Annotated in this window: 23 protein-coding genes and 3 pseudogenes; 6 read left to right on the top strand and 20 right to left on the bottom strand. The window is 41.0% G+C overall.

Translation table 11 applies throughout. The annotated features are described in order from the left end of the window. Window positions 1-29: 29 nt before the first annotated feature. From ACM0OY_RS11760 to ACM0OY_RS11750, 3 genes are read right to left on the bottom strand one after another with little or no spacing between them, the layout of a single operon-like run. Entirely contained in the window at window positions 30-500 is a 471-nt protein-coding gene (locus ACM0OY_RS11760; protein WP_414569032.1) for a hypothetical protein, read from the bottom strand. 24 nt (window positions 501-524) lie between these two features. Beyond that, on the bottom strand, window positions 525-890 hold the full coding sequence (locus ACM0OY_RS11755) for a DUF5615 family PIN-like protein (RefSeq protein ID WP_414569031.1): 366 nt from the start codon (window positions 888-890) through the stop codon (window positions 525-527). After that, on the bottom strand, window positions 887-1174 hold the full coding sequence (locus ACM0OY_RS11750; RefSeq protein WP_414569030.1) for a DUF433 domain-containing protein: 288 nt from the start codon (window positions 1172-1174) through the stop codon (window positions 887-889). The genes ACM0OY_RS11755 and ACM0OY_RS11750 overlap by 4 nt, the downstream gene beginning before the upstream one ends. Before the next feature lie 124 nt (window positions 1175-1298). Here ACM0OY_RS11750 and ACM0OY_RS11745 point away from each other — a divergent pair, with 124 nt between their 5' ends. After that, window positions 1299-1529, top strand: a complete 231-nt coding sequence (locus ACM0OY_RS11745) for a type II toxin-antitoxin system Phd/YefM family antitoxin (protein WP_414569029.1) — start codon at window positions 1299-1301, stop codon at window positions 1527-1529. A 54-nt stretch (window positions 1530-1583) separates the two neighbouring features. On the opposite strand, the gene ACM0OY_RS11740 is transcribed toward ACM0OY_RS11745, so the two are convergent. Then, entirely contained in the window at window positions 1584-2321 is a 738-nt protein-coding gene (locus ACM0OY_RS11740; protein ID WP_414569028.1) for an SDR family oxidoreductase, read from the bottom strand. Between the two features lie 119 nt (window positions 2322-2440). On the opposite strand from ACM0OY_RS11740, the gene ACM0OY_RS11735 reads away from it, so the two are divergent. From ACM0OY_RS11735 to ACM0OY_RS11720, 4 genes and pseudogenes are all read left to right on the top strand, one after another. Beyond that, a complete protein-coding gene (locus tag ACM0OY_RS11735) occupies window positions 2441-2821 on the top strand; it encodes a winged helix-turn-helix transcriptional regulator (protein WP_414569027.1) in 381 nt (126 codons plus the stop codon). A 163-nt stretch (window positions 2822-2984) separates the two neighbouring features. Next, window positions 2985-3407 carry a hypothetical protein gene (locus ACM0OY_RS11730; protein ID WP_414569026.1) on the top strand — a complete coding sequence of 141 codons (423 nt, stop codon included), beginning with the start codon at window positions 2985-2987 and terminating at the stop codon, window positions 3405-3407. A 96-nt stretch (window positions 3408-3503) separates the two neighbouring features. Further along, window positions 3504-3638, top strand: a pseudogene (locus ACM0OY_RS11725) (element excision factor XisI family protein); the annotation flags it as partial. 16 nt (window positions 3639-3654) lie between these two features. After that, window positions 3655-4137, top strand: coding sequence for a hydrogenase maturation protease (locus ACM0OY_RS11720; RefSeq protein ID WP_414569025.1), 483 nt, complete (start codon window positions 3655-3657; stop codon window positions 4135-4137). A 65-nt stretch (window positions 4138-4202) separates the two neighbouring features. Here the strand turns inward: ACM0OY_RS11720 and ACM0OY_RS11715 are convergent, their stop codons facing one another. The 3 genes and pseudogenes from ACM0OY_RS11715 to ACM0OY_RS11705 all read right to left on the bottom strand — a co-directional run. Continuing rightward, window positions 4203-4580, bottom strand: a complete 378-nt coding sequence (locus ACM0OY_RS11715; RefSeq protein ID WP_414569024.1) for a hypothetical protein — start codon at window positions 4578-4580, stop codon at window positions 4203-4205. A gap of 18 nt (window positions 4581-4598) precedes the next feature. Beyond that, the gene (locus ACM0OY_RS11710) at window positions 4599-5885 is read right to left on the bottom strand and encodes a nitroreductase family protein (RefSeq protein WP_414569023.1); all 1287 of its coding nucleotides are present in this window, start codon (window positions 5883-5885) and stop codon (window positions 4599-4601) included. A gap of 263 nt (window positions 5886-6148) precedes the next feature. Further along, window positions 6149-6394 (bottom strand): annotated as a pseudogene (locus tag ACM0OY_RS11705) (CP12 domain-containing protein); the annotation flags it as partial. 399 nt (window positions 6395-6793) lie between these two features. Here ACM0OY_RS11705 and ACM0OY_RS11700 point away from each other — a divergent pair. Beyond that, window positions 6794-7003 (top strand): TOBE domain-containing protein, encoded by a 210-nt coding sequence (locus ACM0OY_RS11700; protein WP_414569022.1) that lies wholly within the window; start codon window positions 6794-6796, stop codon window positions 7001-7003. 389 nt (window positions 7004-7392) lie between these two features. Here ACM0OY_RS11700 and ACM0OY_RS11695 read toward each other — a convergent pair whose 3' ends face one another. The 13 genes and pseudogenes from ACM0OY_RS11695 to ACM0OY_RS11635 form a co-directional block, all read right to left on the bottom strand. Further along, window positions 7393-7644 (bottom strand): FeoA family protein, encoded by a 252-nt coding sequence (locus ACM0OY_RS11695; RefSeq protein WP_414569021.1) that lies wholly within the window; start codon window positions 7642-7644, stop codon window positions 7393-7395. Between the two features lie 100 nt (window positions 7645-7744). Then, on the bottom strand, window positions 7745-8044 hold the full coding sequence (locus tag ACM0OY_RS11690) for a 2Fe-2S iron-sulfur cluster-binding protein (RefSeq protein WP_073640065.1): 300 nt from the start codon (window positions 8042-8044) through the stop codon (window positions 7745-7747). A 101-nt stretch (window positions 8045-8145) separates the two neighbouring features. Continuing rightward, window positions 8146-8517, bottom strand: coding sequence for a HesB/IscA family protein (locus ACM0OY_RS11685; protein ID WP_414569020.1), 372 nt, complete (start codon window positions 8515-8517; stop codon window positions 8146-8148). Window positions 8518-8634: 117 nt separating this feature from the next. After that, window positions 8635-9438 carry a HesA/MoeB/ThiF family protein gene (locus ACM0OY_RS11680; RefSeq protein WP_414569019.1) on the bottom strand — a complete coding sequence of 268 codons (804 nt, stop codon included), beginning with the start codon at window positions 9436-9438 and terminating at the stop codon, window positions 8635-8637. A 10-nt stretch (window positions 9439-9448) separates the two neighbouring features. Then, entirely contained in the window at window positions 9449-9766 is a 318-nt protein-coding gene (nifW, locus tag ACM0OY_RS11675) for a nitrogenase-stabilizing/protective protein NifW (protein WP_414569018.1), read from the bottom strand. Next, entirely contained in the window at window positions 9763-9981 is a 219-nt protein-coding gene (locus ACM0OY_RS11670) for a CCE_0567 family metalloprotein (RefSeq protein WP_414569017.1), read from the bottom strand. Before ACM0OY_RS11670 ends, nifW begins: the two co-directional genes overlap by 4 nt. A gap of 179 nt (window positions 9982-10160) precedes the next feature. Beyond that, on the bottom strand, window positions 10161-10637 hold the full coding sequence (locus ACM0OY_RS11665) for a NifX-associated nitrogen fixation protein (protein WP_414569016.1): 477 nt from the start codon (window positions 10635-10637) through the stop codon (window positions 10161-10163). Next, window positions 10634-11047 (bottom strand): nitrogen fixation protein NifX, encoded by a 414-nt coding sequence (nifX, locus tag ACM0OY_RS11660; RefSeq protein WP_414569015.1) that lies wholly within the window; start codon window positions 11045-11047, stop codon window positions 10634-10636. Before nifX ends, ACM0OY_RS11665 begins: the two co-directional genes overlap by 4 nt. 63 nt (window positions 11048-11110) lie before the next feature. Continuing rightward, window positions 11111-12448, bottom strand: coding sequence for a nitrogenase iron-molybdenum cofactor biosynthesis protein NifN (gene nifN, locus ACM0OY_RS11655; protein ID WP_414569014.1), 1338 nt, complete (start codon window positions 12446-12448; stop codon window positions 11111-11113). After that, complete coding sequence (gene nifE / locus ACM0OY_RS11650; RefSeq protein WP_414569013.1) at window positions 12449-13861, bottom strand: nitrogenase iron-molybdenum cofactor biosynthesis protein NifE; 1413 nt, start codon at window positions 13859-13861, stop codon at window positions 12449-12451. A gap of 344 nt (window positions 13862-14205) precedes the next feature. Beyond that, on the bottom strand, window positions 14206-14553 hold the full coding sequence (locus ACM0OY_RS11645; protein ID WP_414569012.1) for a Mo-dependent nitrogenase C-terminal domain-containing protein: 348 nt from the start codon (window positions 14551-14553) through the stop codon (window positions 14206-14208). Between the two features lie 157 nt (window positions 14554-14710). Continuing rightward, a complete protein-coding gene (nifK, locus tag ACM0OY_RS11640) occupies window positions 14711-16246 on the bottom strand; it encodes a nitrogenase molybdenum-iron protein subunit beta (RefSeq protein WP_414569011.1) in 1536 nt (511 codons plus the stop codon). A gap of 289 nt (window positions 16247-16535) precedes the next feature. Beyond that, a pseudogene (locus ACM0OY_RS11635) lies at window positions 16536-16694 on the bottom strand (nitrogenase molybdenum-iron protein alpha chain); the annotation flags it as partial. Window positions 16695-16724 lie beyond the last annotated feature (30 nt).

The raw sequence follows: 16724 nt of genomic DNA, 5'->3' as shown, positions 1-16724 counted from the left end.
AGCAGCTATTTTGAGTGTGCTTGCTTAATTCACACAACATAAGACATAAAATACATTTGTCGTTGCCAAATAGCTCCATTGAAGTGAAACAATAAGTAGTACCCACATATAGAGTAAGCAATGTGAACAAGTCCATAATCGCATGATTCACTAAACCCAACCCGCGATAAGGTAAAAATTCCACGAGCTTTTTGAAATTCGTGTCGTTCAAGTTCTGAGACAAAGCGATATCCATTTTCAACTTGAAATCGCTTCTCCAAACGCCACTCACGGGTATTTTTCACTTCATAATCTTCAATCATGCCCTTGTTTCTTAAACACTTATACTTGAATGCACCAGAGAAGCGTGGCTGCTCGTTGTGATATTTGTGAAATGGATTGTCACCTGTGTAGTTATTGAATACTGTATCGGGGCGATGAAATAGAAATAAATTCGTCTGTTGACAAATAGCAGTATAAATATCGTATTCAACCTGTGAGATTGCGCCTTCAGTCTCCATAAAAGTTTGCTGCGATCGCTCTGTTTACTCTCCAGAATAACTACTAAGGAAAACCAGCTGATTCTCCATCTCTTTGGCCGATTTAATTGCTATCAGCTTTAAAACTCGCCGCATTTGCTCGCCAACTGAATAATCTTGTGACGAAACAATAATACCTGAATGAGTTTGTCCTTCTGTCATGTAAAGGTTGTGTAGCTGACAAAAATCACCAACATTGAATGTATAAAAAACGCGTTGCTGTTCAGTTGCAATAGCTAACTGTTCCTCATCGCTCAAACCAGTTGTACTTAGCTCCCCAACAGTTGTTACGTCTATTCCTCTTGCTCTTAAGGCTGCTACTAATCGACGATCCATTGCATCTTCGTCTATTAGCAGTCGTATTTTACTCATACTGACTGAACAATTTCATTAGCAAGTTGTTCATAGTTTGACTTCTCAGCAATCAGATAACCTTCAATTTCTTCCTGGTTTGCATGGTAATAGGTTAAAGCAGCATAAACTTGTGCAAGAGTCAAATTACCCATCCGTTCAACAATTTCTTCCGCATTCATTCCAGTTTTATACCAAGCTGCAATTCGTTGAACAGATACTCTAGTTCCAGCAATTCGAGGACGACCCCCAAGAGTTCCAGGTGTACGAATAATTAGTGTGCCAATGTCAGTAATAGTTTGCATAAGTTATATGACTCATTTTTACCCTTATCATTGCATATTGTACTGGTTGCTGCTTATCTAGCGATCGCGCTTGCACCACTATGAGAACTAAATTAAACTCAGTTTACTAACTTAGTTTAATTTTATGGAAACTGTAAATATTCATCAAGCTAAAACAAATCTCTCAAAACTTTTATCACGCGTAAAACTTGGAGAAGAAATCATTATTTCCAACCGAGGCGTTCCCATCGCCAAGTTAGTTCCGTTTCGTTCCTCATCAAATCGACTCAACAGTTTAGGACAGGATAAAGGGCGTTTTATAGTCCCTGATGACTTTAATGCTCCTTTACCAGAAGAAATTTTGGCATTTTTGTGATTCCAAATTTGGGCGATCGCCAAAATAGCAAATGCGATCGCCCCACCACTTCTTTTAACCTGGTAAAAATGTCGCAATAAACTTTTCAACTGCTTTGGGGTCTTGCATCAGTTGTTCATTGAGTTGCTTAGCCTGCTCTCCTGGATAAATATCTTCTGTACCATCAATCACAGCTTGCAGTGTATCGCGAACCACTTCTTCTGGAGGTACTTTAGGATCGGGGAAAGACTTACCCATACCAATATCGATCGCTCCTGGTAACACTGCCACCACCAGCGTTTTCTGAGCCGCCAACTCTGCGCGAATCGCCTGAGTCATGGACAAAACTGCTGCTTTAGAAGCACCATAGCTGCCATTAAAAGGAAGATTTACCCGCGCCACCATTGACACCATGTTGGCGATCGCTCCACCTCCATTTTGTTTCAAAATCGGGGCAAAAGCACGGCACATAATTAACGTTCCAAAGTAGTTAACTTCCATCTCTGCTCTAGCTGAGGATAAATCGGGTGCAGCAATCAATCCCTGATTCAACCCCACACCAGCATTATTAATCAACAAATTGACATCTTGACATTTTAATGATGCTTGGCGAACAGATTCTTCATCAGTAATTTCCAGCTGAATCGGGATAATTCGCTGCGGGTCAGTTGCAACTAGTTCACTGAGCGCCTCTACCTTGCGAGCGCCAGCATAAATTTTGGCTGCACCTTGCGCTTTCAACCCTTCTACAAAGTACTTGCCTAAACCTCCATTTGCGCCAGTTACCAGAGCCGTTGCACCTAAAACTTCCATAATTTTCCTCTACAGCATTGAGATATAAATTACTCTAATCCAAAAGTATACTTATACTTACTTTTTGAAAAGTACTTACTTTTTTGTAAGTACGTATAAGTTGAAATTCAGCGAATTACATGTCCGAACAGCAAACTGAAGGCACATTATTTGTGCAAACAACACTCAAAATTTTAGGTGGCAAATGGAAGATTTTAATTCTCTGGCACTTGAAAGATGAAGTAAAACGATACAGCCAATTGAAAAAATTGATTCCTGAGATTACAGAAAAAATGCTCATTCAACAGCTTCGCGAACTAGAAAATGATGGAATTATTAACCGAAAAGTCTACTCAGATGTACCTCTCAAAGTTGAATATTCATTCACAGATTATGGCAAAACTCTTATACCAGTCTTGAAAGCTCTTTGCGACTGGGGACAAGAACATCTGAAGATTATGAAGCGGGGAGATGAAGGAGATAAATCAATTGAAAATTCAAAATTCAAAATTCAAAATTAAATAACTTCCATCTTCTGCCTCTCCCAATGCCCAATGCCCAATGCCCAATGACTAATGACTAATTATTCAAAACTCGTAGCGTAACACACTAAAACTTATAGAAATAGTGGGTTAGGCTTGGCTTAATGCACTTGCATAAAACATAAATTTACACGGTAAGCTTGTGTCTGATTTAGCGCTACATAATTATTTGCCTCGCGTTCCCGATGCAGCATTGCAAGAATTCATAGAATGGTGTGTTTTAGAACAGGCAAAAGCCGCAGAATGTAACTTTACTCCAGATAGAACTAAGTTAGATAATTTGCCGCCAGCAGATTATGTTCCCAAGCTTGTGGATCAGTTTATGAAAGTTAAACCAGATCCAATTAAAGCAGGTTTAGTATCAGCGATCGCTGGTAAGGAAGCTGACAAACATGGTTTATCAGGTTTAGCGATCGTAGCTGATTTTGTGTCACTTTATGTCAAGTATTTAATTCCTAAAGAGGGCACAACTCCAGAAGATGCACAAACAATATTAACTAAAGCATCACAACATCAGTGTGAAAAACTGACTGAAATTGCTAAGAAACATGGTGTAGAGTTTTAGTTTCCTGCTGATAAATTATTTTTCAGAGGCTTTGTCTGTACTATTAGTCAGAGCCTCTGTTTCAGTTACTACTAATTGCCTGAAGTACAGACTTTACTTTGGATCGAAGAAGATTGGACTCAAGAAGGTATTGCCACGGAATTATTAAACGCAGGGGTTCCCCAAAGTGATATTGTGTTAGCTTTTCACTCTCCAAGCGAACGGGCTTTAACTGAATTTGCAACCGCTTAAATAAAAATGTTTTCTTATGCTAACTATTATTGGTTGCGGAAATCTCAATCGCAGTGACGATGCTGTAGGCGTAATTATCGCTCAACGCCTACAAAAATATCTAGCCCAAAACCCTCATCCTCATGTGCGAGTTTATGACTGTGGCACCGCAGGAATGGAAGTAATGTTTCAAGCTAGAGGTAGTAAACAATTAATAATTATTGATGCAAGTTCAACTAATTCTGAGCCTGGTGCTGTGTTTAAAGTTCCAGGACAAGAATTAGAAGCTTTGCCAGAACCTAGTTATAATTTGCATGATTTTCGTTGGGATAATGCTTTAGCCGCTGGGCGGAAAATCTTTCAAAATGACTTTCCTGAAGATGTGACAGTTTATTTAATTGAAGCGGCAAATCTTGATTTGGGACTAGAGTTAAGTCCTGTTGTGAAACATTCTGCCGATTTGGTTTTTGAAGAGGTAGCTGCACTTATCAAAAATGTGGGCATAGGGCATCGGGCATAGGGCATTGGGCATTAGTTATTTTAATTATTCTCCGCGTCCCCGCCTCTCCGTGTCTCCCCATCTCCTCACCCCGCCAAGTCACGGTATACAGAGAGTTCATCTACTCTCATTTCAAAAGGTACGCCTTGGCCTTCGGGGGGACAGACGCGGATTTTGGCGCTGCTGATAATTTGGTTAAGTAATGTCCCCATTGGGACTATTTGTTGTAATATCCGCCAATTGGTAACTTGGTCGGGACATTCAATTACTAATGTCATCGCGCTGGCGTGGGTTGTGACATACCACCGACAATTAGATAAGAGATTTTGAATTGTGCGATCGCAACCATCATAAAAGTACTTACTAATAGAATACTCTAACTGTTGCCGCAATATAATATCTGCCGATGTCGGTTGTACTGGATGCGAATCATCACCGTTGAAGAAATACATCTTTCTAGCCATATCTTTTTCCTTTCCTGCTTATATTCCAATCACCATTGCGTAAATTACATCTTTATTTATTTCTAATAATTTCTGGGTTTCATCATCATAAAAAGCACCGATTCCGCTACATTGAATCCCCAAATAATTACTAGCTAAATAAAGTCTCTGTCCTAGAAAACCAGCTATTTGCATAGCAGTTTGGTAGTTTAAATAATCAGATACGAAAAATAAAGTTACAGCGCTATCTCTAGCAATAGCTTGATTAATACATAAGTAACCTGTCTGTTCGCTAAAATTACCCGTCTTAATCAGATATGTACCTTTATATAACCCGCATGACATTCCCTCTACTCGATGTACCACCGAGTAAATATCTATTTCCTCATAATTTTCTGTCGGTATTGGCTGCTCAAGTTGCTGCATTATATATAGATAATCTTCTTGAGAAATAGAATTTTTCCGGAAACGTCTAATAGAACGCCTATTCAAAACAGTTTGATGAAATTTATCCTTGTCATAGCTAAACTGAGGCTGTTTGAGTTGTTTCTTACTACTCCTTTGTACAGCCGTAGCCTGATAGGTATCTTCAATGAATTGATTAGGCTCAAAGTAATCAGTACCGCAAACAAAAGGAATTTTCATCCTTAAGGGTCTGACTTTCTTTTCTTGTAATTCTCCTGACACCGCACAAGCTGTGATAAACTCTTTATTCTCAAATCCCAAAGCTAAATTGAGACCAAGTTTATCGAAATCAAAAATTAGTTGTATATCTTTTTCATGGAGATAAGCCGAAGCTGCGATGGCACCTAAATGGTGTCCGCTATCCAAAAAGCAATATCTCACGCTTCTATTTTGATATTTCCAGCTAGACCTATAATAAACACAGCTAATTAAAAAGATGAATCCGTTGATACTTTTGTCCGGTATAATATAACTCTCTAGCCCATCATCAATTAATTCATAGATGAGTGTTAGACAATTATTCTCAACTTCTAAGTGATAAATTCCATCTAGTATTCCCGGAATTTTGCGAAGCTGTACGTAAACCTCCGTAGGATACAGAGCGCCTGCTGATGGATTCACTCGCAATTTATCGAGACTATCTTTATACATTTTTTCTAGTGTTATTGCACTAGTTAAAGATATAAAAGAGTGAACGGGATTATTGACATTTAATTTCACTCTTCGATAAAATTTTGGATAGAATTTAAATGCAGATGGCTGGGTTGAAGCATCTACATAATTTGGATCGACCTGTACCGATAAGTAAGAATGCTTGGTTGCTTCATGATAGGCTTTGCCCGATATTTTGCTTTGTGGCATTTTTGAGTATCCTTAATACTTCTGCATTGCTGGCGAAATCAATTGCTTTATAGTCGATTGGGTTCTTTCTTGACTCAAAGTTTGACTCATAATTATTTTTCCAACCCCACAACTTTCACTAATTAACAAGCACAAATCTGCTTGTAAAACAGAATGGTGAGCATTGCCCACCATTTTTTCACAACCTATATCATTAGCTGAAATTTGAGCCTTGTGATTACTAAATCAATGCTCTAATTTACGCTAATAGCCTAGTAAGTCTATTAAGCGATCGCCACTAGGTCTTCACAATCTGAGAATAATCCTCTTGCTGATTTTTCGAGTTTAGATGCGCCATAAAAACCAGCTTCTGCTTCGAGTTCATCTACAAAATCCCAAGCTGCGATCGCTCTTTTAGAAAATGAACCATAATTAGCATAAATTGAGCGAGCATTGGAAATAGCTCTTTGAAGTTCTTTCCATAAGAATGTTAGTTTTGGTTTCTTTACAAACTCACCTTTATTGATAATATTGTCTAGGTTTACTAGCAAAAATTTAGCTTAGTTATATATTATCACTCTGATAAGTTTGAATTATGAATCATTTATAAAGATCCCCATACATATTGAAATCAAAAACTTAAAAAATTATGAAAACATAGTGGCTTTGAGTAGTTTTGACAGTTTTATTTTAGAAATTAGACTAATAGCAGATAGCTGATATAACTATAATATTGTGAGCAAATAGTATCTAGCAATTAACTAGCTTCGTGTAAATAAAAAATTATAAAAGTCAACATCCGGCAGATATATTAAGAATGAACTTTGGTGTATTTTTCTTATACTTATTAAGAAATCTCAAATAACTTGATTTTTATAACTATCATTTGCTACCTTATTTGAGTATTCATAACAACAAACAAAAGACAAATGGAAATTAGTGCTCGTAATTCTCTCAAAGGTACTGTTAAAAAAGTTGTACCTGGTTCAGTTAATACTGAAATAACTATAGAGCTAGCACCAGGAGTAGAGCTAGTGTCAATTATCACAAAATCCTCAGCGGAGAAGCTGGGACTTGCAGAAGGTAAAACAGCTTATGCAGTGATTAAATCATCAGATGTATTAGTTGCTGTTGATTAAAAAATAGCCAATTCACTTCTGATACCGAATTGCATCCATAATCTATAAATTAGTGACCTCACTCCTAAAATTAGTTAACAAAGGAGTGAGGTCGAAAATTTATTAGAGGTTATTTATAAAAGGATTCAGATGTAGGGTGTGTTGTCGCGCAACGCGCCTTGAATTTTTAATGCTGCGTTATACCATTTCACGAAATACCTGATAAAGATACACAGCTAGGGGCGTACAACTGTACGCCCCTACAGACGATTCATGTGTCGCAAAAATTTTTGGAAATGGTATTAGCCTATGGCATAACACACCCTACTTAAGAAAACAATTATTTATCCCAGTAATACGCTTGAAATTTGTTGTATCAAATAAAAATAAAATTTGCTGCTACAAATAATTCATAATTTAATTATTCTGACATAAATAGCACGTGCAGTTTCCATATCTACTATAAAAGATGCATTTCCTACCTCAAGAATTAACGAGGGTAACCGTTGTTGTACAGTAATAGATTTTCCTGGTTTTATGCCCATTAATATAAGTTTGTTTAAAATTGTTTCATCTTTAATTTTGCAGAAAGTTATAATTCCTTGTTCTCCTACCCTCAACAATTCTAATGAGCAACCAGTCACACTAAAAGGTGTAAACATAAATAAATGATGAATTATCAATTATAAAAAATGAAGGATGAAAATATACTTCATCCTTCATTTTTATTTAGTTGCTAAAAACAGCAATCAAAGTAAAAGTTTAGACCAAATATGCTTCTTGATGTGTTTTAATTGTGCAATTAGAACGAGGATAGGTTACACAAAGTAAAGCGTATCCTTTAGAAACTTGGTCGTCATCTAGGAAGTTTTGATCTTCTTGATTAATTTCACCTTCAACGACCTTGCCAACACAGCTAGAGCAAGAACCTGCATGGCAAGAAGCTGGCAAATCAATATCGTTTTCGTGTGCTGCTTCTAAGATAGTAGTCTCTTCGTCAACTTCAATTGTCGTGTCGAGATCTTCTTTTTTGTTGATTAATCTAACTTGGTAGGTAGCCATTTCCAGATTCTCCTCAAACGTTATACAATTAGGTTTAATTCCCGAAAATTTTGAGTCAACCTATCGCTCTGCAATGCGATCGCCCGACACAAGCAATAGTGTTAGCTGCAAGGTACACCAGTAGGCGTACAGTCACCTGTTTTGAAAGACTTTCCACAACCGCAGTTCTCAGTTGCATTGGGGTTGATGAACTTAAAGCCGCTTTCCATCACACCCTCAACGAAGTCAACTATCACTCCTTCTAATAACGGCGCACTTTTGGCGTCAACGTAAACCAGCACTTTGCCTTGCTGGATTACCAAATCGTCTGCTTGGGGTTTGCTAGTGATATCCATTGCATATTCGTAGCCACTGCAACCACCATCTTTGACAGAGAAACGGACACCTTTAGTTGCGCCATTAGCGTCGGGTGCGGAACCTCGTAGAAATGCTCGCAGATGAAATTCTGCTTTTTCTGATAAAGTTACAGTCATTAGATCTCCTGATTTATTGTTCGTCCTTTATTGTTTGTGTTTGTCATTTGTCAGTTATCATTTGTCCCTTGTTTTTTACTAATGACTAATGACTAATGACTAATGACTAATGACTAATTAGCCATTCTGTGCAATACCGCTGGCTTCCATTGAATTGGGTTGAGCGTATCTCCAGGGCGCACTATTACCGCATACTGGACAAGAGCGATCGCGGTAAGAACGGCGCTTGGCAAATTCCAGTCGGCTCAAGTCCATAGTCAGCAATTGCGACAATAAAGGCTGACTAAACCCAGTGATTAACTTAATCGCCTCCAGCGCGGTTAAACAAGCCAGCGTCCCAGAAACAGCACCTACAACTGAAAAGCCGCGCCGATCCCAATCAGGCTTTTCCGGAAACAGACAGGACAAACAAGGAGTCACACCAGGAATAATCGTTGTCAGGTAAGCTTCCATCCCGTCCATTGCAGCTTCCACCATTGGCTTACGCCAGCGCACGCAAGCTTCATTTAACAAATTGCGCTCCGTAAAATTATGGGCACAATCAAGAGCCATATCAGCGGATTGCACCAATTCATCCACATTTTCCGGGGTGATATAATCATGAACCGCTTCCACCTGGACATCAGGATTAATCCCATCCAGAGTTTCCTTAGCTTTGAATACCCTTGGCTTACCTACCCAATCGTCCGTCATTAAAACCTGACGATTCATATCATCTAGCCGCAAGTCACCACCCCGGACTAGGATTAGCCGCCCAACGCCTGCTACTGCTAAGTAAAGCGCCGCCGTACCACCCAATCCCCCCACACCCGTAACCAAAACTGTTGCTGACTTCAGGCGCTTCTGTGCTGCTTCGCCAAAATTAGGCAGCATCATTTGGCGACGATAGCGTTCTAATTCGGTAGGCGTTAGGTTTACCAATTTATACCTCCTAATCAGAAGTGAGTTCTGTCAGTGTGACTACATTTTTCGGCTTGTCGTTAAACACTTTGAACAACTTTTGTTCGTGAGGTGTTGACTCGATAAATACCTGATAAGCTTTTTGCAAAGCCAAAGAATATTGATTTAGCCTTTCTTCTGGACTTAAATCGGCAGAATTATCATCAACTTCCTTGATGTATTGAGAAAACTTTTTCAAAATATGTAGACGATTTACATTCACAAATTGTTGGTCGTAGGGCAAATTAAAGAATTGCAAAAATTCTTCTGCATCTACGAGCTTTTTGAATTCTTCGATAGTTCCAGTCATTTAGCGTTCTCCAATTCTTTCAGCAGTTGCTTAAGTTCATCTAACTGATGAAATATTTCATAAGTTGCAGCTGCAACATCCATAAGTTGTTTGTAATCTGTTGGCAAACCTTCCGCTAAATCATGCAGATCCATCTTCATCTGACCTGCTTTACTATTCAGCCGTCTAATTTGTCCTTTCAGTTCCTCAATCCTTGTTTCTTCCGCTTGCACCATCAACAACCCCACAATGAATTTTGGATTTTAGATTTTGGATTGGATAATAATGATTTGCGATCGCTCAATATCTCTCATCTTCCTCTCTGTGCCTCTGCGTCTCTGCGTGAGCAACACATCCTTGATTCAAGACGCGATAAATCGCGTCTCTACAAATCGTCATCCAAAATCTAAAATTATTACAGCTTTCCTACTTCCGGGAACCGCTTCGCCAAATCAATACCTTTTTGGATGTAGCTTTCTCCCTCTTGGGCTAATTTTTCTAGGGAATCAAAGCCAAATCTTTGAGCATCACGTAAGGTTTTTACTGCTACCAAAAGACGACCAGAAAAAACCAGCGCCCAGCCAAATCCCTCATGACTCAAATCAATTACAACTTGAGAAATCAAGCCTGTTTCCTGTTCAATACCGGCGGCTACAGCTCGAAAAAATGCCATAATCCGAGCTTGAGTTACCGGATCAACTTCACCTTCAACGGAAATTTCCCGTTTCTTTTGTTTGGTAACAATAAAGGGTTTGAGAAGTAATTCATCCGACCAAGTACGGTAAATTCCATAGCTATCTTGACCCCGAATCTGTTTGATTAATACCTTGAGAAAAGGGGAACTCAAGACTTCGGTGGGAGCGGTTCCGTTAACACTATTATTTATAGTCATACTGTTGCTTCGTCTCCAACTTCATCTGTAAAATTGGCAGGTTTTTGCTGTAAAGCTTTACGCAACCAAGGTGGAGGATTACCTTTCAAGGTTTGCACTAATTTATTTAGTACTTCACTAATTTCTTCTTCTTCCGATCGCGCCTTCACTGGGGTAACACCTTTTTTGATTAACCGAGCCGCAGCGCTGCCACCAATTGCTGTTACATAAACAATGGTACAATCGTTTAATGCTTCCAGTTTTGGTGTGATTTTATCTTCATTTCCATCTTCTTTGAGTTCACCTTCAAAGTTGAGGGTTTCTACAAATTGATATCCCTCATTGGAAATTTCATAAACGTCAATTAACCTTGCCCATCCAAAGTGAGCATTAATATGAACTCGGTCACTCGTAGTGAAGGCAATTTTCATCGTAATTCTCCTCTTTAAAGTTTTGAATAAAGAATTCAGGAGTCAGAAATCAGAATTCTTTCTTCAAAAATCCGCGCCCACAATTCCTAATTCTTGTAACTGCTTAACTCTTGCTTCTTCTGCCTCTAAAAAGAGGTTACCCATGCCATACAAAACTTCCATTGTGCCTCGATAACCAACTTTGGTAAACTGACCATTACCTAAGCGGTCGTAAATGGGCAATCCCAGACGATAAAGAGGAACGCTAAGACGTTTGGCGATCGCACCGACATTTGAGTTACCAATCAGCAAATCTGAACCTGCTGCTAAACCGTCAAAGTCTTCTAAATCGCCGATGGTAATGCTTTTCACTGGGAGTCTTTCGAGTAAAGGCGATCGCGTCGTTGTCACCGCAGCATGAATCTGCGCTCCCATTGATTGCAGAAAATGGACTGTTGACCACAACAAATCGGGTTCCAGTGCTAAAGAAACTCGCTTAGCACCAAAATAAAAGTGCGTGTCTAACATCGCATCTTGCAACTGACGACGTTGGCGGCGGTATTTTTCCGGTACGCTGTTACCACTCAAAATCGCCAATGCTTGGAGAAACTCGTCTACTGGTTCTAATCCAGTCAGTTCGCCAAACACCTCGTAAGGAGTGCCAAATCTCTCTTCCAAAATCTTGGCAGCACCGCGCATACTTTCGCCTAAAGCCAAAGTGAAAGCAGAACAACCAACTTCTCGTAGCTGTTTTAAGGTAGTTCCGCTAACTGTAACCGCGCTGTAATTATCTTCCAAATGTCCATCAAGGGAAGCGCCGATGTCAGGTACAAAGATGGGCACCAAGCCAAAAGCCGTCACCATCTCTTTGATTTCCTGTACATCCCCTGGCGTAAAAGCAGCACTCGGCAAAATCGTCACTTGTTCGGTTTTAATCCCACCCGCCCGCGGAATTTCCTTGACTATGCTTTCCACAGCGACGGCGAAACCATCTTGCAGGGCACCTTTAAAATCGGGAGTCGGAGCAAATACGATCGCCAAATCATGCAATTCTGGGTGGCGTTTCCGGATTTCCTTGAGAAAACCTTCGATGTCATCTCCTCTAGTTTCCGTCAACCCAGTAGTACATAAACCAATAATTTCAGGTTTAGCCTTTTCTACCAAAGTCAGAATTGCCTGTTCCACATTTTCTTCGCCACCCAAAATCGTAGTGACTTCCGTCATCGCAGTGGTGGCTAAGGGAATCGCTTCCCGGAAATGGCGCACCAGCACAACTTTTGCGAAAGCAGTACAACCTTGAGAACCGTGGAATAAAGGCATCGTCCCCTTCAATCCCAAAAAAGCTAAAGACGCGCCTAAAGCTTGGCTTTGCTTGAGAGGATTAACCGTCAGTGATTTGTTAGAAACAGTAACGATCGCCATTTAGATTACCTCTTCCATTGACGCAGTGAAAGCACTCCCCGCGTTCTCGTCCCAAGGAGCCGGCTTGCGTATTTGCTCCCAAATCGGACTATAAAGAGCTTCGTACAATTCCCGCGCCATCTCAATCATCCCTACATAACCTGCATAAGGATGGTGACGTTCTTGGTTGATATCCAAGAAAGGAATCCGGGCTTTTAAGGCGGTGTATTGGTTACGACCTCCAGCAATCAACATGTCTGCTTGAGTATCTCTCACCAGCTGTAACAATTCCTGGGCGTTGCCTTTCTCCAGCATGATGCCATCGTTACCCAGCAACTTCTTGATTTTGGCTTTATCTTCCTCAGTACTTTTCCGAGTACTAGTAGCAACAACTTCAATCCCCAAGTCTTTCGCAGCCGAGATAATCGACCAACTCTTCACACCGCCAGTATACAATACAACACGCTTACCTTTGAGTCGAGCGCGATAGGGAGCCAGTGCCAAATCTAAAGCCGCAGTTTCTTCAGCAATCAGCTTTTCTGTGCGTGCTTGTAAATCGGGGTCGCCTAATTTAGCAGCAATATTTCGCAGACAGCGATTCATGTCATCGATGCCGTAGAAAGATTCTTCAATATAAGGAATGCCGTAACGCTCCTCCATCTTTCTCGCCATGTTCACCAGCGCCCGCGAACAGATCATCACATTCAGCTTGGCGCGATGGGCATAGCGAATTTCATTGTACCGAGCGTCGCCCGTAATTTTGGACAAAATGCGGATGCCTAATTTTTCTAACAGCGGCGTGACTCCCCACATTTCCCCGGCGATGTTGTACTCGCCTATTAAGTTAATATCATAAGGCGTTGTGGATTCCGGTTCTGCTGTCCCGACAACATAATCTAATAAAGCTTCACCGCCAAAACGGTTGCCGAGATTTTTACTGCCAATAAATCCTGGAGCAATTACCGGGACAACTGGAGTGCCAATTTTCTCAGCTGCGGCTTTGCAAACTGCATCGATATCATCGCCAATCAGAGCAGTTACGCAAGTAGCGTAGACAAATACTGCTGCTGGCTGGTAGCGTTCGTGAAGTTCCAGAATCGCTTTGTAGAGCTTCTTCTCGCCACCGAAAATGACATCATTTTCACTTAAGTCAGTCGTAAAGCCCATCTTGTAGAGTTGCGGCCCAGAAGAGAGACTACCACGACTGCCCCAGGAATTACCAGCACAGGCGATCGGCCCGTGGACTAAATGAGCCGCATCCGCGATCGGTACTAAAGCAATCATCGCCCCATCAAAAGCACAGCCACCTTGAGCAGCGCCAGGTTGTGCCTGTTGGGCGCAAGACTTGTTTTTCTTTTCTGATTGTTTATGCTGATTATGCTCGCATCCTGACTCACTGAGCAACTCGTTAATTTTGCCTTGGGTGCTTTTCATCTCTCTTCTCTTTGTGAATAGTCATTGGTCATTGGTCATTGGTCATTGGTCATTGGTCATTAGTCATTAGTCATTAGTCATTGGTCATTAGTCATTGGTCATTTGTTTTTTGAATAACTAATAACTGGGGATCTATGACTATTGCTCAAACCTCTGTCTTGAAAAGCTTTGATGCCTCAGGCAAGCCCCTTCGGGTCTACGCCGGAAGCCGGCCGCTCAAACTTTTCGCTGCGTAACTCTGCGCTTGACTCTGCGCCCCTCTGCGTTTAAAAACAAAAGTTTGTGTACCTCACTCAATTGGAAATCGCTATAATAACCAATGACTAATGACCAATGACTAATGACTAACAAATATATTTCGTGACATCTTCTCCACATACATCTGCAAGATAAGATAAAGCACGAAAACGCAATCCGACAAACTCATCATATAAAGGATTGAGTTTACACAATGGTGGAATATCAAAAGACCGCCCAAATAATTTTATTTGCCGTTCAAAAGGACAACAGCAAGGAATTGTTTGGCAAATTAAATGAGCGAAGCGATTATTTTTAACCTCAATTCCATCCACCACACGACGTAAAGGATTGAGGATATTGCTAAATATCCCGCGTTTTTGATAGTTAGGTGGATGGTAATTAGGATGAGGATGAGTATGAGTGTGGGTGTGAGTTTTATTGATAGTTTCCATTGATTTAATGCCTCAGGTAAATGCTAAATTCGGGAATGGGTATTGGGTACTGAGTATTGGGTATTGGGGATTGGGAATAATTAAGTCCCCAGTCCCCAATCCCTAGTCCCCAGTCCCTACCCCTCAGTCCCTAATAACTTGCGTTTCTGTGCAATTCCTAACGAATCAAATCGTAGGAAATATCGGTCTTAGAAGGAATATTGGTGTTGCGATCGATTTCTTCAAACAAGGTATTTACAACCCAGTTGAGCAAGTTGATTACACCTTGGTAACCGATGGTGCTGTAGCGGTGCAAGTGGTGACGATCCATAATGGGGTAGCCGATTCTCACGAGGGGAATCTTGGTATCGCGCCACAGGTACTTACCGTAGGAGTTACCAATCAACAAGTCTACGGGTTCGGTGAACAACAAGGAACGCATGTGCCACAGGTCTTTACCACCCCAGATGGTTGCATTTTGACCGAAGGGGCTAGAAGCAAGCAGTTCTCTCATTTCTGCTTCAAATACTTCGTTGCTGTTGTGAACCAAAATATGCACTGGTTCAGCACCCATTTCCAGCATGAAGCCCACAACGCTGTACACTAAATCGGGTTCACCGTAGATAGCGAAGCGCTTTCCATGAATCCATGCATGGGAGTCAGTCATTGCGTCAACTGCACGACCGCGTTCGATTTCCAATTCTTCAGGAATGGGCTTACCAGATAGTTCGCTGAGTTTCATCAAGAACTCATCAGTAGCTTTAATACCCCAAGGACGGGAAACTACGGTTGGTTGGTTCCATTCTTTTTCGATGTACTCGCGGGTTTTGACTGTGGAGTGTGATTGCAGGAATACTGTAGCTTTACCATTAATTGAATCTGCTGCATCTTCCAGCTTTGTAGCACGTGGATACATATCGAACTCACCAGTGTTGGGTGAATCCAGGTAATCGCTGTTGTCAGCTAGAATTGTGTAGTCAAAGCCAAACAGAGAAGCAATCCGCTTGATTTCGCGGTTGTTGCCAACGTAGGTGTCAAAACCTGGAACGAAGTTGATTTTACCATTGCTGGTTTCTTTCTTGTGACCTGCGGTCAAGTTAGAAAGAATTCCCTTCATCATGTTGTCGTAACCAGTGATGTGGGAACCAACAAAGCTGGGGGTGTGAGCGTAAGGAACTGGGAAATCTTGAGGAACCGAACCAGCTTTCTTAGCGTTGTTGATGAAAGCTTGTAAGTCATCACCAATTACTTCTGCCATACAGGTGGTGCAGACAGCAATCATCTTGGGCTTGTAGAGTTGGTAAGAGTTCGCCAAGCCGTCAATCATGTTTTGCAGTCCACCAAACACCGCTGCATCTTCAGTCATTGAAGAAGACACACCAGAGAATGGTTCTTTGTAGTGACGGGTTAAGTGGGTACGGAAGTATGCAACGCAACCTTGGGAACCTTGAACAAAGGGCAGAGTGCCTTCAAATCCAACAGCAGCGAAGATTGCTCCTAAAGGTTGGCAACCTTTAGCAGGGTTGACGGTTAGAGCTTCACGAGCAAAGTTCTTTTCGCGGTAATCCCAACCCTTAGTCCATTCTGCAACCCGCGCAACTTCTTCGGGGTCGTGACCGTTTTCAAACTGCTTTTTGTTTTCAAATAGCTGTTGGTATTCCGGCTGGTGAAACAGCTCTACGTGGTCTTGAATTTTATCTGGATTCTGAGGCATTTCTGGTCTCCAAGCTTGCTGAGTTTATTACTAATCGAGGAATCGGCAGTAATATCATGTCGGTCTAATGACTTATCCAAAAAACTCTCCGCGTCACCGCGTCTTTGTGTCAGCCTAAACAATAAATCTTCAACCAGACATGATAGAGGAGGGAGGGAGTGGAAATATGACTCAAAACTCAAAATGCAAAAAGCAAAACACATCATTTTGAATTTTGAATTTTGAATTTTGTATTCCCAACTCCCTCCTGGGGTATTAGCCCCAGGTACTTATGTCTCTCTCATTTTTTTTAGGCAGTTGCTTTAGCTGTGGCTTTAGCTTCAGCTTTTTTGCTCCAGGGAGCGCCAATTAATCCCCAGGTTGGGCTGTTGAGTGCCAAATCCATATCGCGAGCGAAGATAGCAAAGCCATCATAACCGTGATAAGGACCGGAGTAATCCTTTTTGTGGTTTAATTTTTTTAAACAGCCTAATGTTTG

Origin of the sequence: Nostoc sp. CCY 9925, assembly GCF_963920935.1 — a bacterium.
GTDB lineage: Bacteria > Cyanobacteriota > Cyanobacteriia > Cyanobacteriales > Nostocaceae > Nostoc.
Note: the sequence above shows the minus strand (reverse complement) of the source record. Positions and strands in the feature narration are given on the sequence as shown.